Source organism: Paenibacillus sp. FSL F4-0087 (assembly GCF_038020215.1).
In the GTDB taxonomy this organism is placed as follows: Bacteria; Bacillota; Bacilli; order Paenibacillales; family Paenibacillaceae; genus Paenibacillus; species Paenibacillus taichungensis.
The window spans coordinates 6536305-6561280 of sequence record NZ_JBBODJ010000001.1 but is presented as its reverse complement, the minus strand read 5'-3'; the positions used below and the strand labels follow the sequence as shown (position 1 = coordinate 6561280).

Here is a 24976-nt window from a genome sequence, read left to right as displayed (position 1 = left end):
CTCTAACATGCCTGTGCCATGAGACAGAGAGTCATAAAATGCTTATCATTAGAGATGTGTGCCTCATTTTTTGGAGGTGCATATCTCTTTTTTTAATGATTTTTTCTGGAGGTATGTCTACCCAGTCATTGCAGTGCTGGAGTGAACTAACGTGCTATGACAGTAACTATTTAATATGCCTTCTATTTGTATGTCGTTTATACAGACGAGTAAAACGATAGTGATTTCCGTAATCTTTCACTATATGATAAAAGAAACGGATGACAATGAAAGGGAGCGTCGCTTTGGATCGGAAAAGTGGAACAAACACTCTTGGAAGGGCTTTGGATATTTTATTTGCGTTATCTGAGGCGAATGGAACATTATCGGTTAGTGAGATCGCAGAAAAGGTCAGCATTCCAGAAAGCTCAACCTATCGTTTTTTGCAAACGCTTGAAAAGAACGGGATTGTGGAACGTAGGGGCAAAAATCAGATTGGACTTGGTTTGCGTATTCTGGATTTAGCTCGTAGCTTGAATCAACAAATTCATCGTGAGTTGTTGTCACTTGCATTGCCTATTATGATCGATCTGATGGAGTCTACAAAAGAAACTTCGTTATTGTTCGTTAGAACTGGAAATGATGCTGTATGCATTCAACATGTGAAGGGCCGAGGTCTTATTCAATTTGTAATCGAGAACGGTAGACGTTTGCCTTTACATCAAGGCGCTTCTGGAAAAAGTATACTGGCTTTTGAAAATGAAAAGACGATTGAGCAGGTTGTAGCGAATATTACAACCGATCGGAATCGATCGGAATTGATTGATAGTTTGAAAGCTATCAAGGAACAGGGCTTCGCTTGTACTGAAGGAGAATACGATCCTGATGTGTTCGCTATTGGTGCACCTATATTGGATAGTCATGGTCTTGTCGTGGCAAGTCTATCTATTGCGGGTCCTTTATTTCGCGGGACCAAAGAGAGGATACCCGAAATGATTAATAGCGTTATGGAATCGTCCAAGCATCTCTCCAATCTACTTGGAGGGGAATAGAAGAAAATCACCGATCACGATTAATCCCGATAGAAATAGTTGAATTAATGATTGACAAAAGAATGTTCTTGGTAATATTATTGAAATAAGAAATTTAATTATCACATGTTAATAATAAATGGCTGACCATAACAGTGGAGGTCTTGTTTTTCGCCTATTGGCGAGAAATAAGGCCTTCTTCTTTTTTAGCAAGAGTTCGCAATATTAGTTAAATGTGAAGTAAGGAAGTAAAAAAATTTATTTATTTATCCGAGTTAACAAATTTGTTTACTGTATTTTTGAAGGGGAGGAAGAACGATGACTGAAGCAGTGGCAGTTGAGTTCCAACATGTAAATAAAAATTATGGCTCCGGTAGTGTGCTGCATGATTTTAATCTTACGGTACCGAAAGGTCAGATTGTAACAATTATTGGGCCCTCGGGTTGCGGCAAAACTACACTGCTCAAAATGATCAACCGCCTTGAGGAGCCGAGTCAGGGAAGAGTTCTTGTCGAAGGGAGAGATGTAGGAGCTGCAGATGCAGTCCAACTCCGACGCGATATCGGATATGTGATTCAACAAATTGGCTTGTTTCCACATATGACCATAGAAGAGAATATTGGCATTGTTCCGAGGCTTAAGGGAGCGAAAAAGGAAGAACGAAAAGAGAGAGTTGATCTATTACTGAACCTGATCGGTCTCCCAGCTGAACAATACAGCAAACGTTATCCCCATGAGCTTAGTGGCGGGCAGCAACAACGGATCGGTGTAGCCCGTGCACTAGCGTCAGACCCTTCCATTATTTTAATGGACGAACCCTTTAGCGCACTTGATCCCATCAGCCGAGTCCAGCTACAAAAAGAACTGATCCAGCTGAATCAGCGGCTGCATAAAACGATAATTTTTGTCACCCACGACATTGAAGAAGCGCTGAAGATCGCTGATCGGATTATTCTACTGAAGGAGGGTGAGGTAATTCAGAACAGTACACCTGCGGAGCTGCTGGCCCATCCGGCAAACGACTTTGTGATTGAATTCATTGGTCAGGAGAGGTTTCGTCCTTCTTTTCCAAGTGGGATGGCACAGCATATTATGATTGACGGTCTCTCGATAAGTAATATCTCAACAATCGTAGAGGCACTTGATCTCTTGCGTTTGAATCAGGCAGATGCCCTTGCTGTGACCGGGAATTGGGGAGAGCTGCTGGGTATTGTAGGAATTGAAGAAATCAGTGAATATCTGCAGCATGACAGCAAAATGAAGGTCGGGGATATTGTGAAAAATGGGACTCCCGCCCTCTTTGAGAACACACCAATTTCTGATGTATTCGAACTGATGCAAAGTCAACGAATATTACCTGTCGTGGATGATCAGAACCGCTTAATCGGTACGGTAACCCGCTCAGGTGTTATTGAAGCCATTGGGAGACACTTTCACCGAGAGGAGACCAGTGCATGAACCATGTATGGGATACGTTAGTTGCTGACTGGCCGATGATCGTTGAGAAAATGGGAGAGCACATGTACTTGTCCCTCATTTCCGTCCTGATGGCGGGAATTATTGCAATCCCCCTTGGTATTTATCTGACCAGCCGTAAGCGGATGGCAGATACGATCATTACTGTAGTTTCTGCCATCCAGACCATCCCAAGTTTGGCCTTGTTCGGATTCATGATTCCGCTGGTAGGTATCGGTACAACACCCGCCATTATTGCATTAACCTTATACGCCGTGCTTCCAATGCTCCAGAACACCTATGTCGGCATTAATGGTGTTCATCCTTCTCTGATTGAGGCAGGAACCGGAATGGGCATGACCAAATGGCAGATGATGAAGATGATTCAGCTTCCAATTGCGCGCAGTGTCATCATGGCCGGCGTAAGACTCGTCGCGGTGCAAACGATCAGCCTTACGACAATTGCGACCTATATTGCCGCAGGAGGCCTAGGAGACATCATCACAAGAGGCATTGCCATGATTAACACGGTTACCATTATGGAAGGGGCTATCCCTGTCTCGATGCTGGTAATCTCCGTTAACTTCATTTTGCTGCTACTTAACAGGGCACTTACCCCGAAAGGTTTGCGGCATTTGAATAAATTTTAAGCTTTTACTTAGGGAGAGGGGAAGCAATCATGACAACCACAAACAAAAAAAGATGGAGTGTAATCAAAGGAGGCAGGCTGCTTATCACCCTTGGGCTGGTGTTGACGACCGTGCTGACAGCAGCGGGGTGCTCAAATTCCAATGCGTCCGGGCGCAACGATACCATCGTACTGGCCACAAAAGGATTCGCAGAGTCGGATATTTTGGCCAACGCCTTCAAAATTTTAGTTGAGAATGACACGAAGCTGAAAACAGAGGTTAAGAAGCTGGATAACACACTGCTCTGGAATGCCATTGACTCGGGAGATGTGGATGCTTATGTAGAGTACAGCGGGACGGCCTTGATCAATATTTTGAAGCAGGAACCAGAATTTGATGCAGATAAAGCATTCAAAACAGTCTTAACCCAGCTCAAGGAAAAGAGCAAATTGATTGCGCTCGACCCACTAGGGTTCAACAATACCTATGTCTTTACGGTACCCAGAGAAACCGCTGAGAAGTATGGGCTAAAGACAGCTTCTCAACTTGCTGAGAAATCAGGTGAACTGGTTTTTGGAGCGAGTGAGGAGTTTCTGAATCGCCCAGATGCCTGGCCTTATGTAGAGAGCATATACAAACCAAAGTTCAAGGAAACGAAATCCATTCAGGACCCTTCCTTGCAGTATCAGGCGATAAAGCAAAAGCTGATTGATGTGAAGCTCTCGTATTCAACGGACAGCCAAATCCTGGCGAATGACCTCGTAGCGTTGGAGGATGACAAGCATGTGTTTATTCCGTATGATGCATTTCCAGTGGTTCGTGAGCAGACGCTGGAAGAACATCCGGAGTTGAAAGAAGTCCTCAACAAGTTGGCAGGAAAACTGGATGAGAAGGCAATGCAAAAGTTGAATGCAGAGGTGGAACAGGATCAGAAACCGGCACTTGATGTTGCGAGGGACTGGTTGAAAGCCCAAGGGCTAATCAAGTGAATTTCTACATGATAGATCAATGATTAATAGTAATTACGTTGTCTAACAACGAGTTAACAAGAGAGGATGATGCACTGTGAGTAATAATAATCGTCAGCTTGCGCTGGGAGCAATGATGTTTTTTCCGGCGGGTGAGCATATTTCAAGTTGGAGACATCCTGGGTCTGAAGCAGAGGGACTTCTTGATTTCAATTATTACAAAAGAATTGCGCAGACGGCGGAGCGTGGAAGATTTGACATGTTCTTCTACGCCGATGAACTGTATGTCTGGGACCGATTCGAATCGGGTATTAGCCATGCAAATAGCATTCGGCCGGAGCCGTTCACACTACTTTCCGCACTGGCGGCGGTAACGTCGCATATAGGTTTGGCGGCGACCATCTCGACGACTTATAACGATCCGTATCATATTGCGCGGAAGCTGGCGACGCTGGATCATTTCAGTGGCGGGCGAGCCGCGTGGAATATTGTGACGTCTCAAACGGACGAAGAGGCTCGGAACTTCGGTAAGGAACGCCATCTGCAGCATGAGCTGCGATATGAACGTGCCAAAGAATTTGTAGAGGCAACGCAAGGACTTTGGGATAGTTGGGAAGAGGATGCACTGCTATTCGACAAGGAAAGTGGGTACTTTGCAGACAAGAACAAGCTGCACAATCTGGATTACGAAGGTACTCATTTTAAAGTAAAAGGACCCCTTAATATATCCCGTCCACCACAAGGGTATCCTGTTTTGATCCAAGCCGGAGCTTCGGAAGCCGGTAAAGAGGTAGCCGCGGCAACGGCCGAAATTGTATTTGCCCCTGGTGGCACATTCGCAGAAGGGAAAGCACTGTATGAAGACATCAAGGGAAGGCTTGCCAAATATGGCCGTTCTCCCGATGAGATCAAGATATTGCCTGCCTTAATGCCCATTATTGGGGCTACTACGGAAGAGGCAGCAGAGCAGCTTGCAATTGTCGAGAATCTTACTCCAGACCGACTGGCTTTGGACTTGCTATCACATTACATCGGGGTAGACGTTTCCGGCTATCCGCTGGATGAACCGCTGCCTTTTCTACCTGAAGAAGAAGGCTTTAACCAGAGTAAAAGTGGTTTACAACGTATCCGGCGTATCCTCAAGGAAGAAGATTTGACGCTGATTCAGCTTGCCAAACGGATTGTAAGCAAACGGGCCTTTGCCGGAACTCCCGAGCAGATTGCTGATCATATTGAGGAGTGGTTCAGCAATGGTGCGGCAGATGGATTCAATATTGCCTTTACTCACCTGCCTGGTGCTCTGGATGATTTTGTAGCAGAGGTAGTGCCCATTCTTCAGCGCAGAGGTTTATTGCGCCTAGAATATGAAGGCACTACACTGAGGGACCATTTTGGACTCAGCAAGCCAGAGAACCGCTATTCACAAGAAAAGATTGCTTCAGGAACGGCAGAAAGATAAGAAAGCGAGGAGTGACTGTGAAAAGGATTGTTGCTGAACGAGGCGGCGTGCTGCGGTGCAAAGGCTGGCGTCAGGAAGCGTTGCTGCGCATGCTGGAGAACGTGCTCGAGAACGGTGAGAACCAGAAGGAGCTGATCGTCTATGCCTCCCTTGGAAAGGCAGCCCGTAACTGGCCTTCCTATCTGGCAATTGTCGATACCCTAAAGCAATTGGAGGAAGACGAAACACTGGTCATTCAGTCAGGCAAACCGATTGGTGTATTCAGAACCCATCGGCAAGCACCACTTGTCGTAATGGCTAACTGCAATCTGGTCGGCCGATGGGCAACCAGCGAGAATTTCTATGAGTTGCAAGATAAAGGTCTAATCATTTGGGGCGGCCTTACTGCGGCTGCTTGGCAATACATCGGATCACAGGGTGTCATACAGGGAACCTATGAAATCTTCCAAAGTATCGCAAGGCTGCACTTCGGCGGCGATTTGCGAGGACGTTTCATTCTAACAGCTGGCTTGGGAGGTATGGGGGGCGCGCAGCCTTTAGCAGGTTATATGGCTAATGCGGCAATCCTTTGTGTAGAAGTTGCGGAGGAGAGAATAGACAAACGAATCACTTCCGGTTATTTACAGCGAAAGACTGATAGCCTGGATGAAGCATTGCTATGGATTAATGAAGCTGTAAACACCGGCACAAGCCTGTCCGTTGGACTGCTCGGAAATGCTGCGGATGTTTATCCTGAGCTGCTTCGGAGAGGTGTCCAGCCGGATATTGTGACTGACCAAACATCTGCACATGATTTGTTATACGGTTATATTCCAAGCGGATACTCACCTGAAACCGCTGGTGTGGCACGACGAGAACATCCGACGGAGCTTCAAGCCGCTGCCGGAGCTTCAATTGCGAATGAAGTAAAGGCGATGATGGAATTCAAACAACGGGGCGCGGTTGTTTTTGACAATGGTAACAATATCCGTTCACAGGCAGTGCAATATGGAGTTACGAATGCTTTTGAGATTGATATATTTACGGAAGCTTTTCTTCGTCCTCTTTTTGCGCGGGCTATCGGTCCTTTCCGCTGGATCGCTCTAAGTGGAGAGGCAGAAGATATAGGAATCATTGACGATTATATTCTGAAAGAATTTAGTGATAATGACATCGTGTCTAATTGGATCAAACTCGCAAATACGTATGTGCCGTTTGAGGGATTGCCGGCCCGTATAGGCTGGTTTGGGCATAAAGACCGCAGCAAGCTGGCACTCGCGGTTAACCAATTGGTACGAGAAGGAAAACTTGCAGGACCAGTCGCCTTCTCCCGGGATCATCTGGATGCAGCTGCTATGGCTCATCCCAACATTATGACCGAACGGATGAAAGACGGAAGCGATGCGATTTCCGACTGGCCGTTGTTGAATGCCATGCTCAATTGTTCTTCCATGGCTGATCTGGTGGCGATTCATTCTGGCGGAGGGGGCTATTCCGGTTATATGACAAGTGCGGGAGTCACCATTGTAGCCGACGGGTCAGAGGCAAGTGATGCACGTCTTCGTACAGCGCTTGACAATGATACTGGTCTTGGCGTACTCCGTTATGCGGATGCCGGTTACGAGCAATCGTTGGCGGAAGTTCAAACCAAGGGCATTGCCCGAATTGATACCCATCAATATGAAACCATTTCATCCACTGTGAAATAACCATCGGGAAATGCTACAACAAAATTTCAATCAGGAGGAGATTTTATGCGGGAATTAACAAGAGATGATGTAAATGCTGCTGTCAAAGGTGGCTCTGTATTTGCCAGCGGCGGCGGAGGCTGGGTGGATCATGGACTGGAGATTGGACACGCGGCCCTGAGCATCGGACGACCAAAGCTCCTGTCGGTAGATGAACTGCCGGATGACGCCATTATATTGACATGTACCGCAATCGGGGCACCTGCCGGACGAGACTGGCAAATGCTTGGAAAGGACTACATTAAGGCTGTTCAGCTAATCATTGAAAACTATGATGGCAAAATAGCCGGGGTCATGACTCCGCAGAATGGCATGTCCAGCACCATTAACGGTTGGCTGCCGGCAGCAGCCCTAGGTCTTGCTGTTATTGATGCAACTGGAGATATCCGCGCACATCCAACTGGCAAGATGGGCTCACTTGGCCTCGCGTCTTCTATTGATTACGAGACGATACAAGCAGTGGCTGGCGGCAAACCAGAGATTGGCAGCTACATGGAACTTGTGGTTAAGGGAACTCCGGCACGGACCTCCAATATACTGCGTACTGCTTCGGACATGGCGGGTGGGTTTATTGCTGCCGCACGGCACCCGCTCCCGATCAAACATATTAAGAAGCATGCTGCGATCGGTGGCATCTCGATAGCGATTGAGTTGGGTCGTGTCATTCAGAAGGCAGAGCCAGATGGACCGGAAGCGGTGCTAGAGGCCGTGGTACAAAAGACCAATGGAAGAATCCTCGGCAGAGGGACGGTGACCACAAAAAATGTTCGTTATTCAGGTGCTTTCGATGTGGGTGCGATCGAAGTATCCATTCCCAACCGTAGGCTTACACTTCATGTGATGAATGAATATATGGCTGTCGAGGACAATGAAGGTACACGTCTGACCACCTTTCCGGACGTAATTACTACGTTTGACCTGAAGAATGGTCTGCCTGTGAGTGTGGGAGATGTTGAAGAGGGGATGGAAATAGCGGTCTTCGCCATTGATAAATCCAAGGTGCCACTGAGCTCCAGTGTAAAGGACCCCAGCGTATATCCAGAGGTAGAAGAAATGCTGGGCATCGATTTACAGAGTTATGCTTTTGACAAAGAGAAAACAATCTATGCTTGAGGAGAGCATTCTCTCGCTCAGCTCTAACCAAATTGTATTGGACGGAAGCCGCTTGACCATTGAGGATGTGGAGAGTATAGCTCGTTCGCGGAGATCGGTGGTGATTGCCGATGAAGCCTGGGAACGACTAGTTACGGCACGAAGAGTAATTTATGAATTAGCTGCAGAAGGCGTTCCTGTCTATGGACTGAATCGTGGTGTAGGCTGGAATAAGGACAAGGTTATCGGAGATGATTATTTTGAAGACTATAACCGGAATTTGTTGTTATCTCACAGTGCTGGGGTGAAGCCGGAGGCCACAGAAGATGTCGTTCGTGCGGTGATGCTTGCCCGTCTCAATAGCTTACTTGCTGGGGCAACTGGCGCTCAGCCCGATATTGCCAAACGTTACGCAGATTTTCTCAATATGGGTATTCACCCGGTTCTCCCGCTTCGCGGATCTGTGGGTGCGGCGGATATTACCTCGATATCGCATATCGGTCTGGCCATGATTGGTGAAGGTGAAGTGAACATGGCGGGCAATCGTATACCAGCGAGCGATGCATTAATGGCAGTGGGTTTAGAACCCCTGTGCCTTGGTCCCAAGGATGGTCTGGCTATCGTCAGTTCCAATGCTCTTTCTGCCGGAAACGGAGCACTGACGCTCTTCGACATCGAAGAGTTACTGGATACCGCAGACTCTGTATACGCGCTGTCTTTGGAAGCCATCCGGGGTAATATTAGTCCATTGGATGAAGCGGTTCATCTCAAGCGTCCTTTTCCCGGGCAGTTAAAGAGTCTGGCTATGGTCCGGCGTAGTCTACGTGGCAGCGGACTCTGGAATAATTTTAATCCAGATTCGCTGCAAGATCCGCTGAGTTTCCGTGATGCATGCCAGATTCATGGCGCCGCAAGAGATGCTTATGTCTATGCACGCCAGCAGCTCGAAGTTCATCTCAACAGTTCAGACGATAATCCCTGTGTACTGACGGAAGAGCGGAGAATTTTATCCTGCGCTAATTATGATCCCATAACATGGACACTAGGTTTTGAGATGCTTGGAAGTGCGCTGCATCATGTATCCAAAAGTTCATGCTATCGCATAATCAAGCTGGGTGACCCGGACTTTACAGGGTTAAGCCGCTTCTTGACTTCTGATCCGAGCCGCTCTGTCGGCTTCTGCACGGTTCAGAAAACAGCAACCTCACTGGATGCAGAAATTCGTCATCTGAGTAATCCCGTTTCATCTGACTATTTCTCACTGGCGGGAGACATGGAGGATCATGCTGCCAATTCTCCTTACGTGGTAAGCAAGGCAAGAGAGATTGTTGATCGTGTTACTTATATTTTGGCGATTGAAGCGCTCCATGCTGCTCAAGCTATCGATCTGCGTAGGGATATGACTCTGGGTGAAGGGACAAGAGCAGGTTATGAACTGTTGCGTTCCGAGGTTCCTTTTTTGTCCGAAGATCGTAATCAATCTATAGATATAGAGCGTGCATACCTTCTGCTTAAGGAAGGGAAATGGCTAAGGGCAGTTCGTGGGAAGATGAATGAATTCTCTAAATAATGATCAAAAGAGGAGGACGTACAATGGCACATGTTGATCCCCAGTGGTCTTTAAGGGACCATTCCCAAGAAGGGTGGCAAATTCGTGCGGAAGTCTGTCCGAAGTGGATTCGCGTAAAATTTGATGGACGGTTTATCGCAGATAGCAAGCAAGTTCTCATCGTTACCGAAACAGGTAGACTGCCCGTTTATTATTTCCCGAAAAAAGATGTGAACCTTGACGTATTCAAACCTTCGGAAAAGCAAGTGAATGATCCGAATAAAGGAAATCAATTGTTTTGGCATATCAGCAGCGGTGGGCGTACGGTAGAGAATGCGGTATGGAGCTATTCGGGTGCGCATCAAGAAGCGGTATATTTGCAAGATCATTATTCTTTTTCATGGAACAAAGTAGATGCCTGGTATGAAGAAGAGGAAGAAATATTTGTTCATGCACGGGACCCGTATTCCAGGGTGGATGCAATTCCGGCCTCACGTCATGTTCAAATCGAATTAGATGGAGTAATTGTTGCTAATAGCAAGCGACCTGTGATTCTCTATGAGACAGGATTGACCCCGCGTTATTATCTTCATCAGGAGGATGTGCGTCTGGATTTGTTGAAGCCCGTAGATTTAACCACACGTTGCCCTTATAAAGGAGTAGCCAGCTATTGGACAGCTTCAGTGAATGGAAGAGAATACAATGATCTTGTTTGGAGCTATAAGAGCCCATTACCGGAAGTTCATGAAGTTGAAGGACTGTTGTGCTTTTATCATGAGTCTGTGGATGCGCTCTATGTAGATGGGGTAAGGTGGTCCCTATCTGCTGATCATCGCCTTCCTTACCGCAATATAGAAAGGGGATAATGTGAAATGGTAAATCATCTGAATTCATCTATTGCCTGTTCTCAGCGTCAGGAAGATAAACTGATGTTGAAGGCAGATCTAAACCCGCGTCGGGTTCACGTCACGTTTGCGGGTGAGATTATTGCGGACAGCACACGGGTTATTACACTTCATGAGCGCGGCAAGCTACCGGTTTATTATTTCCCACTAGAAGATGTGATGCAGCAATTTCTGGTGAAGACCGAGTTACAGACCCACTGCCCTATTAAAGGGGACGCCTCTTACTGGACCATTCAAGTTGGTGAACGTATTTCTGAAAATGCAGTTTGGGGTTATGAGAATCCACTTAAGGATATCGAATCGATCAAAGGTTTTGTGGCTTTTTATTGGGACAAGGTGGACGCTTGGTATGAAGAAGAAGAGCAGATCTTTGTTCATCCACGTGACCCATACAAGCGAGTTGATGCGATCCATAGTTCCCGGCATGTTCAGATCGTTCTAGATGGAATCAAGCTTGCAGATAGCCGCCGCCCGGTGATCGTATTTGAAACGGGCGTCCCCGTTCGCTATTATCTTCCGATGGAAGACGTGGATCAGAATGTGCTTACCGCAAATGACAAGCAGACATCCTGCCCTTATAAAGGGGATGCATCCTACTGGACGGCTGTCCTCAATGGACAGACCTATGAGAATATCGTGTGGAGCTATCTAAATCCAATCCCCGAAATCCCAAAGATTGCTGGATTGATGTCGTTTTATAACGAGCAAGTTGATGTCTATGTGGATGGGGAGTTACAGCCTAAACCTAAATGGTACTATTCTGCACTTGAATTCTTTAATGAAACTGAAGTAAGTGCATAAGACAATGATCAGTATGATGATGGGGTTTCTGTCTGCTGCATAAGCGGATAGAGCCCTTTTTTTGATGATTGCCTCAAAAGCCTTGTCAATACACAAAGAGTTGAATACCTTATGACATAACACAAAAGAGGAGGAGATTACATGAGTGAAGTAGGATATGGAAATGTTGGAGGTCTTGGTGGATACGGTGGTTTCACATCCATCGGCGCAATCCTTGTTCTGTTCATCTTGTTGGTCATCATCTCTAAAGCTTTCCTGGTTTAATTCCTTTAGCATAATAACAACTCTGCTGGCATTACGCTGGCAGGGTCTTTTTGTTATGATCACAATTTGAAAGCGTTTGACATATTGAATTATCAATCTATACTTATGGAGTTATGCATTCAACATAGAATGGATGAAGTTAAGGAGAATAGGTTGGAATGACACTTAAAAAAAGAATCTTTTTACTGTTTTTTCTCAGTGCGTTTATTCCCTTCATTAGTATAGTTGCGATTTCCTACTACACCATTGATTCCATTTTTGCGAACAAGATCGATGATGGCATTCGGAGCAATTTACAGCAGGTGACTTCCTCACTGGAGAATTCGATCACCAACCTGAATCATGTTACTCAGCAATTATCCTACAGTGGTACATTAGGCAAAAAGTTGGATGAGGTGTTGAAGCCATCCTCCAATATATTTGAATTGATTGAAACTCGGGATGAACTAAAGAGCGAATTAAATGTCGTAACCTTTACCAACCCCAATATAGGTTTGACATTGTATTATTTTCAGAAGGATGGCTCCACACAGTTTGGAAATTTTCCCATAAAGGATCGTTTTGCACCTGAATCTTTGCCTGTACTTTCCAAAGCATATGGTATCACCTACTATGGACCTCATGTCAGTATGAACCGGTTTGATGATCAGCTCGTCTTATCCGCCATGCGGAAGGTAAAATTACCCCAGAGGGACGATGTGTATATTTACGTTGAATCCGGTTTTCACCTTGCACAGGATATATTGGGTTACAATCAGTACAAAGGAGATTTATCCCACTTGATCCTCGATGGAGAGGGGAATATTGTGTATAGTGAGATTCCGGAAGCGATGAAAGTCGGAGAGAATTTCTCCAGCTTATCGAATGGTGCAGCATCCGACGGAATAGCTCGCGATTATCATTGGTTCAGACAGGGGTCCACTCAGAACTGGAGCGTTGTGTCGGTGATCTCGCAGGCTAAGTATCAACAGGAAAAAAACCAGTGGTTGCTTCAAATATTGCTGGTCGCTTTATTTTTCCTGGGCTTTACGGTATTTCTGGCTTGGCTGCTGTGGAAGATGGTTTATAAACCTCTCGGTCTGTTCCACTCGGAGATCAACGGCATGTCTCAAAATCCTCAAACAACTGGTAACCAGACCCGCACGCAGATTCCGGAATTTGATTTTCTGTTAGGCGAATTCTCGAATATGCAGCATCAAATCGGTGACCTCTTTAAAGAGGTGCAGCAGAAAGAGAAAATTCGTGCAGACCTTGAAGTAGAGAAGCTGCTGTACCAGATCAATCCTCATTTTTTGATGAATACGCTGGATACGGTCCACTGGCTGGCAGTAATGAATGGACAAGGGGAGATCGACAAGCTGGTGCAGTCCCTGAATAAGCTGTTGTATTACAATTTGGGTAAATTAGGACAGGTTTCTACGATGGAAGAGGAAATTGACGCGCTTAGACAGTACTTGATCCTGCAGCAAATTCGCTATGATTTTGAATTTGATGTGCGTATTTCGGCTGATGAACAAGTGCTTCAAATACCTGTACCTCGTTTTATTTTACAGCCACTGGTAGAAAATTCACTTTACCATGGACTGAGCGACGAAGGTTTTATTCAAATTGAAGTGACACGCAAAGAAACGCTGAACATTATGATTCAGGATAATGGAGCTGGCATGACGGAGGAAGCGATTGAAAGACTTCTGAACAATCGTGTAGCAGAACATCAAAAAGTAGGGATGGGCATCGGGCTCAATTATGTTCACCGCATGTTACAAGCACAATACGGGGATCAAGCTCAACTGGTGATTGAGAGTGAACTGGGAACTGGCACAAGCATATTACTTATACTTCCGATCAAAGGAGAAGATATCTCGGCATGATTAAGGTATTGATTGTGGATGATGATAAATTGGTGCGAAAAGGAATAAGCTCCGCAATGCCATGGAACGAGTTCGGCATGGAGGTTGTTGGAGAAGCAAGTAACGGGGCTAAGGCGCTGGATTTTCTGGAATCCAACTCGGTTGATCTGATGCTAACGGATCTTGCGATGCCCGTGATGTCAGGCATTGAACTGATGCGCGCTGCAAGGCAGCTATACCCGGAACTTCATATTGTCGTGCTTACTCTTCATCAGGATTTTGATTATATCCAGGAAGCGCTTCGGCTGGGAGCGATCGACTATATAGCCAAAGTTCAGCTTGAGAAGGAGCAATTCGAACATGTACTGAATCGAATACATACCCGGATTGGTGAGCTCACGAATACAAGACGAAAGCTGCCGCAGCTAGGTGAAACTAACGTCCATTATCGTAAAGTGTATGCACTTGTTTCACTGGACCGAAAATCTGGTCAGATCTGGCCCATTGGACTCGAATCCGGTACAGATGAGCTCCAATTTGAAGTGGAACGGAACAGCTGGATGTGGGCGGTACCTCAGGGTGAAGAGGATCAGCTATTTGATAGATTGAAGGGATATTTGGATCAAGTTCCTCAAGGGGCGTTACTGGTGTTGTCTGATGTACAGGAACGGACATGGTCGCAAATTCAAAACTGGATTATAAACTATACAGAATCGTCCTTATTTTATGCGTATGAACCCCAAGATCCGGTTATTGCCGTTTCCATGAATGAAGAGGATAAAGCTCCAATAGAACCTCGGGATGAGGACATGGATCGTATTAAACGAAGTTGGTTTCTATCTCCGTGGACGCATAATGATAATTATTATAACCAGCTTGTTGAAGAGTTTAGATCTCTAAGGCTGCAAAAAGGGCAGCTGATGGGATTACTGTACTCCCTGGTCATGGAGTGGAACCATCTTTTCGCACAGACTACACTGGGCAGAATCTCAATGATCCATTCCTTTCAATCCTGGTACGAGGTGGAACAGTGGATCAAGCTGACCTCTGAGAGTATTCGAAAGGCGGATGAACAGGTTTCTTATTCTCAGGAAATGATAGATGGAGTGAAAAAAGCCGTGATGATTATGCAGAATGATCTGGATCAGGCATTTACAGCTTCAGGGCTGTCCCAGCAACTCAATATTAGCAGAAGCTATTTCAGCCAATGCTTCAAGGACATCATGGGAAAAACCTTTAATGATTATTCCCGATATATACGAATGGAGAAGTCTAAAGAGTATTTATTGAACACAAACAACACGATTTTCTGGATTGCAGAGCGGGTGGGTTATACGGATGAGAAATATTTCAGCCGAATCTTTCGCGAACTGACAGGCGTGCTGCCTAGTGAATATCGACAATTAGGCAGAGCGGACAAATAGTGTACGCTCCACACAACCGACTGACAATCCGGTGAAAGAAGGGAAAGCAATGATCAAGAAGATGGCTGTGTGTGTTGTTGTCGTCAGCTTGATTGCAGGGATCGTATTTTTCAGTATTTCATACTTTCGGGAATCGCCAATTGGTCCAACGACAACCGCTCCTGACACAGCTGCCACCGAGCCATTCGGTAAATATGAACATCCCGTTTCCATCCGGTTGGGATATGTGGTTGACCCCACAGGTACGGATCTCTCCGAAGGAGAGACATTAGAAAAGAATATGTGGAAAACGATGATTAAGCAAAACCTCAACATTGATGTTGAGGTCATGTGGCAGGTATCCAAGGAGAATTTTGGACAGAAAATTGATTTGGCTATTGCCAGCAATGATTTGCCAGATGCGATGATCGTTAATCAAGTTCAGTTGAATGAGATGGTCAAAGCGGGAGAAATTGAAGATCTGACCAAGGCATATGCAAGCAGCGCTTCACCTGAAATGAAGAAAATTATCGATAGCACCAATGGATTGGCTCTGGAACAAGTGACCTTTGAAGGGAAAATGATGGCTGTTCCGTCTGTGACGGCGGAGGACTTCAGTATGCTCTGGATCAGGCAGGACTGGCTGGATCGTCTTGGATTAAAACCACCGAAAACAGTGGACGAATTGGAAGCTATCGCGAAGGCCTTTGTGGAGCAGGACCCGGATGGGAACGGAAAACGGGATACGATCGGGCTTGCCTCAAGCACAAGTCTGTTTAACGATTTCAACAACAGCGCTTTTGCTTTTGATCTAACGCCAATCTTCGCAGCTTATGGAGCTTTCCCCGGATATTGGCTCGAAAAAGATGGAAAACCTGTATACGGTTCGATTCTACCAGAGACAAGGAACGCTTTGATTAGGCTTCGCGATATGTATGCCAAAGGTCTCCTTGATCCAGATCTAGGTATTCGCAAAGAACCCGAGGAAACCGTCATTAGCGGACAGGCGGGGATGTTCTTTCAAGGTTTCTTTGCAGGCTACTGGCCGCTCCCAAGCGCTTGGCTGAATGATCCCAAGGCGAACTGGCAGGCATACGCGCTCCCACTGGATGCAAACGAAGCATTTCGTGTGAAGGTGGATAATCCCTCAAGTTCTTTCCTGGTGGTTCGCAAAGGGTATGCTCATCCCGAATCGATTATCAAGATAAACAATCTGTACCTCCGTGATGAGTTCAAATATGGTACGAGTTTTATGCTCAGCCGCAATTTCTTTGCTCCAGCAGATGAAGCACGATTTGAATCCAAAGCGGTGCAGGAGATTCTGGCCGGAACCAAAACCCCAGCAGATTTCAAGGACAAGTCCGAATATAAGCTGCTGGAAAATACAGTTTCGACGATAAAACAAACCAAGCTAAAGCCTTATGATCAACTTGGCATTTCCTATTGGGATCAGCACAACGAGAACTTTATGCGTGGTTATTCACTGCTCGTGGGTGGAAGAAACTTCTTTGATCCGAATATCCATAAAGTTCGAAGCCTTACCTACAAACGCACGCCAGCGGTGGAGAAATTATGGAGCAAATTGTCCAAGCTGGAACATGATACGTTTTTGAAAATTATTTTAGGCGCTGCACCGATTGATTCATTCGATCAATTCGTACAAGAGTGGAAAGAACAGGGAGGCGACCAAGTGACTGCTGAAGTGACTCCTCCACAGAATCAACGCTGAATTGCTAACATATCTCAAAGAATCCCCACGTTTAACTCAATTCAATCATTCATAGCCGGTAGACTCCTGTTTAGGGAGTTTGTCGGTTTTTCTTTGTGCCACACTAGCTGTGCTACCCTCACTTATTAACGAGGATAGACAAATGTAAGTCAGTAGGTGAGATAAATGTTCACATCCTCCATGTTGTTCGTTGATCCGAGTGAAAACTGTATACATTTCTCTATCCAAACTAGCGTTTAATCCCTATCTCGATTAAGCTTCTCCAAGTTTTATAATGAAAGCGCAAACAACATGATAGAGAAATAATCAGAACGAAGGGGAGTTAAATTTGATGAGAAATAATTGGTCAATAAAAAGCAAACTGTTGACGAAACGACTGGCAGTGCTGTCCATGTCCGCATTGATGGTTTCCGTCCTTGCAGCCTGTGGGGGATCTTCGAATCCGCCGACTGCTGAGGATGCAGGCCAATATGAGGTAACACCTGGAGATCCGTTCAGTGCTTATAAAGACGAAGTGACGGTAACGATGGGGCGTGTTACGACGGCGAACCCGAAATTACCGGCTGGTGATACATATGAGAACAATGCGTATACCCGTCTGGTTAAAGAATCGTTTAACGCACAAATTAAGGACCAATTTGAGGCTAATGGTGAAGATTACAGTCGTCAGGTCTCTCTTGCAATCGCTTCCGGGGAATTGCCCGATATGATGCGTGTCGATTCCAAGGATGAACTTAAAGAACTGGTTGATAATGATCTGATTGAAGATCTGACGGAAGTATACAAACAATATGCCACCGATAATATCAAGCAAATTTACGACTCCTACGATGGTCGTGCACTGGACAATGCCACGATTGATGGCCGACTGATGGGCCTTCCAGCGACCTCTCTGGACTCCGCACCAACTATGGTTTGGGTTCGTCAGGATTGGCTGGATGTGCTGGGAATCAAACTCGATGCTGACGGAGACGGTGCCATCAAGCTGGAAGATGTAGAGAAAACAGCAGAAGAGTTCCTGAAAAAAGATCCTGGGCAAACTGGGAAACCAGTGGGCATTCCTTTTGTGAACACCCTGAATACGACGGACTATAACGGTTCTGCTTATACCATGCTGGGTGTTGCTTCAACCGAAGGCGCGTATCCTCAATATTGGATGAAGGGTGAAGACGGCAGCATCATTTACGGTTCGACTACAGAGGAAACCAAGCAGATGCTGGGCGTTATGGCCGATTGGTTCAAGAGAGGTATCATTGACCCGCAATTTGGAACCCGTACATTTGACGATATCACTGCACTGTACACCAATGGTCAGAGCGGAATTGCTTTTGGACCGTGGCACATTCCAGACTGGGGACTTAGCAGTGTGAAACAGATGGATAAACATGCAAAATTCACGGCTTACACGCTGGAGGATGCAGACGGTAAGGTAAATGTGGCACACGCCAATCCATCCGGTCAGTTTATCGTTGTGAGAAAAGGTTATGAACACCCGGAACTCGCGATTAAAATTATTAATCTGTTCTACGATAAATTGGCAAATGACAAAGATGTCGCAACTACCATGCCAGAGGCAGCTAAGTATCTGGAAAGCGGCGTAGACGGTTCAACCAGACCTTTTAATATTGAAGTCAACTCGGCAACATCTCTGTTGGATGATTACTCCGACGTTGTTCGTGGAATTAAAGGCGAGATCGGTTTGGATCAGGTCCGTACAACGGAATCGAAGAACAATATTGGCAGTATCCAAACGTACTTGAAAGACCAGGATACGGATGATGTAACAGCTTGGTCGAAATATCACTCACGTATGAACGGAGTGGGGCTGATCGATAAGTTGACACAAGAAGGCAAATTCAACTGGATGACGCCAGCGTTCTCCGGAACTACACCAAGCATGAAACAGACGTGGGCTAACCTGACCAAAATGGAACAGGAATCCTTCATCAAAATCATAACGGGTGCGGAACCGCTGGATTACTTCGAAACATTCGTCAGCAATTGGAAGAAACAAGGCGGAGACCAAGTGATCCAGGAGATCGAAGCCGAGACCACATCCCAAAAATAATTAAGCTAACACTGCTGATAGGCTGCGCTGAGCAGCCTTTCTTCAGGAAAGGGGTTCATCCATGAAGCAGGAAAAATATAAAGCAAGAAACCGCTTGGGCACGGGTGCCATGTATCATATGATGATGCTGCCAGGCATTTTATTTTTGCTGGTATTCAGCTACATTCCAATGGTTGGTGTCATTACGGCGTTTCAGGATTACGTACCAGCCAAAGGTATGTTTGGCTCCGAGTTTGTTGGGTTTAAGCATTTTATTTATATGTTCAAGCTGCCGGACATCGGCCAAGTGATCAGTAATACGTTGGTGATTGCCATCGCCAAGATTCTACTTGGAACACTGATGGCCATCATTTTTTCCATTTTATTAAACGAAATCCGCTTTAAATTTGTTAAAAAATCTGTGCAGACCATTGTATATCTGCCTCACTTTTTGTCTTGGGTTGTTCTGGCCTCCGTGGTTGTTAACATGTTCAGCCTGGATGGAAGTGTAAATCAGATTTTAGCCTTTTTCGGCTTGGAAAATATTAATTTTCTCGGAAGCAACACCTGGTTCCAGCCGTTGATTATCGGGACGGACGTATGGAAGGAATTCGGTTATAGCTCCATCGTTTATTTGGCTGCAATTACCTCGATTGATCCCGGCCTATATGAAGCTTCAGGGATAGATGGAGCGAGCTGGTGGAGAAAAGTATGGCATATTACATTACCGGGTATGCTCCCTATTATCCTGCTCATGGGGGTTATGAGTCTCACCAATATTTTGAGCGCAGGCTTCGATCAAATCTACAATCTGTACAACCCGGTTGTCTATGAGTCGGGCGATATTCTGGATACCTATGTATACCGGATCGGTCTCGTTGGCAGACAGTATAGTTTCGGTACGGCTGTTGGGTTGTTCAAGTCAGTGATTGGTATTGTTCTATTATTGTCCGCCAATGAATTGGCCAAAAAATACACCGACAGAAAAATATTCTAAGGAGGCGAAACTTGTGTCTTATTCCGCAAGCCTGAAAGACCGAATGGGCCGGTTTGTCATCTACGCCATCGTTATATTGCTGGCTTTGATCTGCCTCCTTCCATTATGGAATATCGTTGCGATTTCATTCAGCAGCAGTGAGGCCGTATCGGCCAATGCCGTAGGTCTGTTACCCGTTAAGTTTACAACAGCCGCATATTCGAAAATTATTGAGGATGCGCAGTTCTGGCGATCCTTTGGCATTTCCGTTCTACGTGTGGCTCTATCTCTAGTGCTCAACATGATTCTTATTGTTTTGATGGCTTACCCGCTGTCGAAATCGAAAAGGGAGTTTAAGGGCAGAAATATATATATGAATATCATGATTTTTGCCATGCTATTCAGTGGGGGCATGATCCCTAGTTATCTGTTGATCAAAAACCTGGATATGCTCAATACCATTTGGGCGCTTGTACTGCCGGGTGCTGTCCCAATATTCAGTGTCATCCTTGTGATGAACTTCTTCGCCGCAGTACCAAAAGCGCTTGAAGAAGCGGCATTCATCGACGGGGCAAATGCATTGCAGGTCCTGTTCAAAGTGTATGTGCCCGTGTCTATTCCTGCGCTGGCGACCGTATCCCTGTTCAGTATCGTGGGCACATGGAATGATTTCTTCAGTGGATTGATCTATATGACCAAAGTTAGCAATTATCCGCTAATGACCTATATTCAGTCGCTTAACGTGAATATCGCGGAGCTTCTTCAATCCGGCACGAACTCTGCTCAGCTCAGCAATCTGACTGAGATTTCGAACAAAAATCTAAATGCAGCCAAAATCGTAGTGGCTGTCATTCCGCTGCTTCTGATCTACCCGCTGCTGCAAAAATACTTTGTAACCGGAATTGTTGTGGGGTCGGTAAAAGAATAATAGTGAATGAAACGGAATTTAGATGAGCAGAATCTGGATCAAGAGAAAGGTGGTGCGTGATGGGAAATAAAAATTGGTGGAAAGAGATTGCTGTATATCAAATTTATCCCCGTAGCTTTCAAGATAGCAATGGTGATGGAATCGGGGATCTGAAAGGTATTTTATCCCGACTCGATTATTTGAAGGATCTTGGCATCGGTGCGATCTGGCTGTCACCAGTGTGTAAATCGCCGCAAGATGACAACGGGTATGACATTTCAGATTATCAGGATATCGATCCGATGTTTGGTTCGCTTGGGGATATGGAATTGCTGATTCAGGAGGCAGGCAAGCGGGACATCCGAATAATCATGGATCTGGTGCTTAACCACTCATCCGACGAACACCCCTGGTTTAAGGAAGCGCGGAAAAGTAAGGATAATCCATACCACGATTATTATGTGTGGAGAGATGGTTTGGAAGGAACACCTCCCAACGATTTAGGTTCAACGTTTGGTGGATCAGCCTGGGAATGGGTTCCCGAGCTGGGACAGTATTACCTGCATCTTTTCTCTGTTAAACAACCGGATCTTAATTGGGAGAACCCCAAGGTACGGCAGGAGATATACGATATGATTCAATGGTGGATGGATAAAGGCGTGGGCGGGTTCCGTCTTGATGTTATCGATCTGATTGGCAAGCAGCCTGACCTCAAAATTACAGGCAATGGGCCAAATTTGCACCAATATATGCGTGAACTCAGTAAAGAGACATTCCAAAAGGGTGATCTGCTAACCGTCGGAGAAACCTGGGGAGCAACGCCCGAAAGTGCCAAGCTTTATAGCAACCCGGACGGCAGTGAACTATCCATGGTCTTCCAATTTGAACATATTAGCCTGGATGAGCAGGAGGGAAAAGGCAAGTGGGATCTCCAGCCGCTGGATCTGCTTCAATTAAAGAAAGTGTTGTCCAAATGGCAGACCGAGTTGAAGGGCGAAGCCTGGAACAGCTTGTTCTGGAATAATCATGATCTTCCGCGGATCGTGTCCCGTTGGGGAAATGACGGGGAATATCGTGTGCAGTCTGCCAAAATGCTGGCTACTCTTCTTCATGGCATGCAAGGTACGCCATATGTGTACCAGGGTGAAGAGTTAGGCATGACGAATGTACGTTACCCTATTGAAGAATACCGTGATATTGAGTTGCTGAATCTGTATAAGGAACGGGTCGAGAATGGGTATGCTGAGAAAGAAGTGATGGAATCCATTTATGCAAAAGGCCGTGATAACGCACGTACGCCGATGCAATGGGATGCTTCCGAAAATGCGGGTTTTACAGATGGAAAACCATGGATTTTGGTGAATCCGAACTACACGGAGATTAATGCGGAAGAATCTATCAATGATCCGCATTCCATTTACCATTACTATAAAACTCTGATTCAGCTGCGAAAAGAGCATGAAGTGATCATCTATGGGGATTATGAACTGTTGTATCCGGAAGACACCAACCTCTTCGCTTACACACGAACACTTGGTGATACAAAATTGCTAGTCCTGTGCAACTTCTATGGCAATACAGTTACGTTTGATATTCCTGAGGAGTTTGGAGAGGATAAAACATTATTAATTAGTAACTATGCGGACGTCCACTCAGAGAATGAACTGAGGCCTTATGAAGCAAGAATGTATCTGCTTGTGTAGTTGGAAAGAGGGTTGAAGGCAAATAGCCTTCAACCCTCTTTTTTGACGAAAAGAAGCTTTTGCAAGAAAACGTCAAGCGCCATGGAATGTGAATGCTCGATGAGACGAATGATGGAGAAGCTGCGTTCCAGATGCAGTTGTCTGATTCGCAGTTCTTCAACTTCCCCGATTGCCAGCTCCTTATGAACAATCCATCTGGATACCATTGCAATTCCGAGTCCCGCAGCAACTGCTTCCTTCACACCCTGACTGCTAGTGAAGACATAAGACCGCTTAGGGCGAATCGTAGTCTGTTCCATAAAATGATCACTAAACGCGCGTGTTCCCGAACCCAACTCACGAAGAACCCAGACCTGATCCTGAAGCATATTCTGCTCTACCACAACGGAACCGGAGAGGGGGTGACCGGAAGGAGCTACTACGATCATCTCATCCTTCATGTAAGGGATAACGTCAAGGTCTGCCGAGGCTCGCGCTTCACCCTCCACAAATCCGATATCCAGCTGATTTCCCCTAACCGCAGACAGAATCTCCTGGGTATTGCCAATCGTAACCTGAATGTTGACCTGAGGATACTGTGATGCGAATTCTGCCAGCTTCTTAGGCAAAATATATTCACCGATGGTGAAACTGGCCCCGATCTGAATGCTTCCAGTCACTTCATCCCGCAGCATCTGAATCTCCTGCCGGGCTTCATCGTAGCGGGACTGAATGACTTTGGCATGTCTGTAGAGGATTGCCCCCGCTTCAGTCAGGGACACTTGCTTTGGAGAACGATGCAGTAGCTTGGCTCCCAGCTCATTCTCCAAATTTTTGATATGCAGGCTCACCCCCGGTTGGGACAGGTTCAGCAGTTCTGCAGCCTTGGAGAAATGGCTTTGTTCTACAACGGTAACGAAGACTTTTAAGGCATCAGTTATCATTAGAATTCCTCATTTAAATAGTGTGTTTTTATAGTTATAAGCCTATTGAGCTCATTTTAGCATAAGATACCTAACCAATCATAAGTTTTTATAATGGTTAGGATCGCAGATTCATATTTCACTTCCTTCCTGTCTGCTTCTATAGTGAGGATATACTTTATCCAATAAGGAAGTGTGGAGCTATGATTTTACAGACACAATTGAAATTCGTTAAAAACATAAAAGGTGTTAGGAACAGGGGATTTCTGCAGGGGATCGGACTGACTTTACTGCTCTCGTTTATCGCCAAGCTGCTGGGTTATCTGCCGCTTTTAAATATCATGGGTCAACTCGTTATTGCAATTCTGCTTGGCATCTTGTACCGGGCGGTGCGTGGCGTTCCGCTGACCGCGCAATCAGGGATATCCTTTTCGGGAAAACGATTGCTGCGGTTTGGCATCATCCTGCTGGGTTTGAAGCTGAACCTTATGGATATTGTCCATGCAGGATACAAAGTCGTTGCGCTAGCGGCAATCAATGTTGTTGTCACGATTTTTGTTGTCTACGGACTGAGCAAGTGGTTAAAGATCGACAAACGAATAGGGCTTCTGACTGCTTGTGGAACAGCCATCTGCGGTGCAGCGGCAGTGGTCGCGATTGCGCCACAGATCAAGGCCAAAGATGAAGAAACGGCAGTAGGTGCGGCCACAGTGGCGATACTCGGCACAATTTTCACTTTAGCCTATACATTGCTATACCCGGTGTTGGGTTTAAGTGTGAATGGATATGGCCTATTCACAGGCGCTACACTGCATGAAGTGGCACACGTCATCGCTGGGGCTGCACCTGGAGGGCAAACAGCACTGGATATGGCAGTCATCGTGAAGCTAACTAGGGTCGCTATGTTGGTGCCCATTGCCCTGATCATTGGCTTGTGGAGTGGACGACAAGCGCGTGGGGGAGAGCAAAAATCATCTAAAGGAATCCGGTGGCGTGAATTGCCAGTACCCTGGTTCATTTTCGGTTTTCTGGCTATGAGTGGGTTAAACACGTTGGGTATTTTTCCGCAAGAGATGATCTCGGGACTTCTGGTTCTGTCCTATATGTTGCTCGCGATGGCGATGGCTGGATTGGGGTTGGGTGTGGACATTGCAACCTTCCGTCGTCTGGGCAAGAAACCTTTTTTGGCAGGATTGCTGGGCTCTATTGTGTTGTCCATTCTAGGTTTTATGCTCGTTTGTGGCTTTGGCCTGAACTAGGTCGTGTGTCCAAAATTAAGTATTCCACTGCATGAATTTAATAAAAAGCACGCATTGACCCTAAGTGGATCAATCCGTGCTTTTTGTTGTTTGAAAGAAGCTGGTCATCAGATCCAGAACAAACACGAAAGGATTAGTATAAATCCATCTCTTGAAAAAATATAAATATTTCCCTCTTTTGGTTCAAAAGTCCGAAATGCACATATGAAAGTCTGGATAACGATGTATTTTCTGCTCGCAAGCCTTAAGGCTGCTCGTAAACATCCAAAAAGGAACATCAGAAGTCCGAATACCGTCTCTAGGGGTCCGATAAGGAGAATTGGAAGCGGTTTATACTTAAT

At 45.8% G+C, this 24976-nt stretch carries 20 protein-coding genes; 19 read left to right on the top strand and 1 reads right to left on the bottom strand.

Features of this window, described 5'->3' with window-relative positions:
- The first annotated feature begins 284 nt into the window (after nt 1-284).
- The 18 genes from MHB84_RS29690 to MHB84_RS29605 all read left to right on the top strand — a co-directional run bounded on the left by MHB84_RS29690 (nt 285) and on the right by MHB84_RS29605 (nt 22474).
- The gene (locus MHB84_RS29690) at nt 285-1031 is read left to right on the top strand and encodes an IclR family transcriptional regulator (RefSeq protein WP_256716772.1); all 747 of its coding nucleotides are present in this window, start codon (nt 285-287) and stop codon (nt 1029-1031) included.
- 297 nt (nt 1032-1328) lie between these two features.
- Nucleotides 1329-2468 (top strand): ABC transporter ATP-binding protein, encoded by a 1140-nt coding sequence (locus tag MHB84_RS29685; RefSeq protein WP_076288417.1) that lies wholly within the window; start codon nt 1329-1331, stop codon nt 2466-2468.
- Nucleotides 2465-3115 carry an ABC transporter permease gene (locus MHB84_RS29680; RefSeq protein ID WP_076288418.1) on the top strand — a complete coding sequence of 217 codons (651 nt, stop codon included), beginning with the start codon at nt 2465-2467 and terminating at the stop codon, nt 3113-3115. Before MHB84_RS29685 ends, MHB84_RS29680 begins: the two co-directional genes overlap by 4 nt.
- A gap of 29 nt (nt 3116-3144) precedes the next feature.
- Nucleotides 3145-4083, top strand: coding sequence for an ABC transporter substrate-binding protein (locus MHB84_RS29675; RefSeq protein ID WP_076288419.1), 939 nt, complete (start codon nt 3145-3147; stop codon nt 4081-4083).
- 76 nt (nt 4084-4159) lie between these two features.
- On the top strand, nt 4160-5521 hold the full coding sequence (locus MHB84_RS29670; RefSeq protein ID WP_076288420.1) for an LLM class flavin-dependent oxidoreductase: 1362 nt from the start codon (nt 4160-4162) through the stop codon (nt 5519-5521).
- A gap of 17 nt (nt 5522-5538) precedes the next feature.
- Entirely contained in the window at nt 5539-7209 is a 1671-nt protein-coding gene (locus MHB84_RS29665; protein ID WP_218642252.1) for a urocanate hydratase, read from the top strand.
- A 45-nt stretch (nt 7210-7254) separates the two neighbouring features.
- Complete coding sequence (locus tag MHB84_RS29660) at nt 7255-8361, top strand: DUF917 domain-containing protein (protein WP_076288422.1); 1107 nt, start codon at nt 7255-7257, stop codon at nt 8359-8361.
- On the top strand, nt 8333-9910 hold the full coding sequence (locus MHB84_RS29655) for an HAL/PAL/TAL family ammonia-lyase (RefSeq protein WP_341143093.1): 1578 nt from the start codon (nt 8333-8335) through the stop codon (nt 9908-9910). Before MHB84_RS29660 ends, MHB84_RS29655 begins: the two co-directional genes overlap by 29 nt.
- Before the next feature lie 23 nt (nt 9911-9933).
- Nucleotides 9934-10755, top strand: a complete 822-nt coding sequence (locus MHB84_RS29650; protein WP_076288424.1) for a DUF427 domain-containing protein — start codon at nt 9934-9936, stop codon at nt 10753-10755.
- Nucleotides 10756-10761: 6 nt separating this feature from the next.
- A complete protein-coding gene (locus MHB84_RS29645; protein ID WP_076288425.1) occupies nt 10762-11595 on the top strand; it encodes a DUF427 domain-containing protein in 834 nt (277 codons plus the stop codon).
- A 141-nt stretch (nt 11596-11736) separates the two neighbouring features.
- Entirely contained in the window at nt 11737-11859 is a 123-nt protein-coding gene (locus MHB84_RS29640; protein ID WP_079697598.1) for a sporulation protein YjcZ, read from the top strand.
- 158 nt (nt 11860-12017) lie between these two features.
- Nucleotides 12018-13730, top strand: coding sequence for a sensor histidine kinase (locus MHB84_RS29635; RefSeq protein ID WP_076288426.1), 1713 nt, complete (start codon nt 12018-12020; stop codon nt 13728-13730).
- Nucleotides 13727-15133 carry a response regulator transcription factor gene (locus MHB84_RS29630; RefSeq protein WP_076288427.1) on the top strand — a complete coding sequence of 469 codons (1407 nt, stop codon included), beginning with the start codon at nt 13727-13729 and terminating at the stop codon, nt 15131-15133. Before MHB84_RS29635 ends, MHB84_RS29630 begins: the two co-directional genes overlap by 4 nt.
- Before the next feature lie 49 nt (nt 15134-15182).
- Nucleotides 15183-16841, top strand: coding sequence for an extracellular solute-binding protein (locus MHB84_RS29625; protein ID WP_256716773.1), 1659 nt, complete (start codon nt 15183-15185; stop codon nt 16839-16841).
- A 331-nt stretch (nt 16842-17172) separates the two neighbouring features.
- Nucleotides 17173-18909 carry an extracellular solute-binding protein gene (locus tag MHB84_RS29620; RefSeq protein ID WP_076288428.1) on the top strand — a complete coding sequence of 579 codons (1737 nt, stop codon included), beginning with the start codon at nt 17173-17175 and terminating at the stop codon, nt 18907-18909.
- A 61-nt stretch (nt 18910-18970) separates the two neighbouring features.
- A complete protein-coding gene (locus MHB84_RS29615) occupies nt 18971-19885 on the top strand; it encodes an ABC transporter permease (RefSeq protein ID WP_076288429.1) in 915 nt (304 codons plus the stop codon).
- A 13-nt stretch (nt 19886-19898) separates the two neighbouring features.
- A complete protein-coding gene (locus MHB84_RS29610) occupies nt 19899-20792 on the top strand; it encodes a carbohydrate ABC transporter permease (protein ID WP_083678829.1) in 894 nt (297 codons plus the stop codon).
- 59 nt (nt 20793-20851) lie between these two features.
- Complete coding sequence (locus MHB84_RS29605; RefSeq protein ID WP_076288430.1) at nt 20852-22474, top strand: glycoside hydrolase family 13 protein; 1623 nt, start codon at nt 20852-20854, stop codon at nt 22472-22474.
- Nucleotides 22475-22503: 29 nt separating this feature from the next.
- Here the strand turns inward: MHB84_RS29605 and MHB84_RS29600 are convergent, their stop codons facing one another.
- Complete coding sequence (locus MHB84_RS29600) at nt 22504-23397, bottom strand: LysR substrate-binding domain-containing protein (protein ID WP_076288431.1); 894 nt, start codon at nt 23395-23397, stop codon at nt 22504-22506.
- 182 nt (nt 23398-23579) lie between these two features.
- Between MHB84_RS29600 and MHB84_RS29595 the strand changes: the two genes are divergently transcribed.
- On the top strand, nt 23580-24635 hold the full coding sequence (locus MHB84_RS29595; RefSeq protein WP_076288432.1) for a YeiH family protein: 1056 nt from the start codon (nt 23580-23582) through the stop codon (nt 24633-24635).
- The last annotated feature ends 341 nt before the right edge of the window (nt 24636-24976 follow it).

Coding starts and splice junctions, on each gene's coding strand:
- MHB84_RS29625 (WP_256716773.1), top strand. CDS start 15,183: ATGATCAAGAAGATGGCTGTGTGTGTTGTTGTCGTCAGCTTGATTGCA.
- MHB84_RS29650 (WP_076288424.1), top strand. CDS start 9,934: ATGGCACATGTTGATCCCCAGTGGTCTTTAAGGGACCATTCCCAAGAA.
- MHB84_RS29600 (WP_076288431.1), bottom strand. CDS start 23,397: ATGATAACTGATGCCTTAAAAGTCTTCGTTACCGTTGTAGAACAAAGC.
- MHB84_RS29645 (WP_076288425.1), top strand. CDS start 10,762: ATGGTAAATCATCTGAATTCATCTATTGCCTGTTCTCAGCGTCAGGAA.
- MHB84_RS29635 (WP_076288426.1), top strand. CDS start 12,018: ATGACACTTAAAAAAAGAATCTTTTTACTGTTTTTTCTCAGTGCGTTT.
- MHB84_RS29640 (WP_079697598.1), top strand. CDS start 11,737: ATGAGTGAAGTAGGATATGGAAATGTTGGAGGTCTTGGTGGATACGGT.
- MHB84_RS29615 (WP_076288429.1), top strand. CDS start 18,971: ATGAAGCAGGAAAAATATAAAGCAAGAAACCGCTTGGGCACGGGTGCC.
- MHB84_RS29595 (WP_076288432.1), top strand. CDS start 23,580: ATGATTTTACAGACACAATTGAAATTCGTTAAAAACATAAAAGGTGTT.
- MHB84_RS29685 (WP_076288417.1), top strand. CDS start 1,329: ATGACTGAAGCAGTGGCAGTTGAGTTCCAACATGTAAATAAAAATTAT.
- MHB84_RS29675 (WP_076288419.1), top strand. CDS start 3,145: ATGACAACCACAAACAAAAAAAGATGGAGTGTAATCAAAGGAGGCAGG.
- MHB84_RS29680 (WP_076288418.1), top strand. CDS start 2,465: ATGAACCATGTATGGGATACGTTAGTTGCTGACTGGCCGATGATCGTT.
- MHB84_RS29605 (WP_076288430.1), top strand. CDS start 20,852: ATGGGAAATAAAAATTGGTGGAAAGAGATTGCTGTATATCAAATTTAT.
- MHB84_RS29630 (WP_076288427.1), top strand. CDS start 13,727: ATGATTAAGGTATTGATTGTGGATGATGATAAATTGGTGCGAAAAGGA.
- MHB84_RS29620 (WP_076288428.1), top strand. CDS start 17,173: ATGAGAAATAATTGGTCAATAAAAAGCAAACTGTTGACGAAACGACTG.
- MHB84_RS29660 (WP_076288422.1), top strand. CDS start 7,255: ATGCGGGAATTAACAAGAGATGATGTAAATGCTGCTGTCAAAGGTGGC.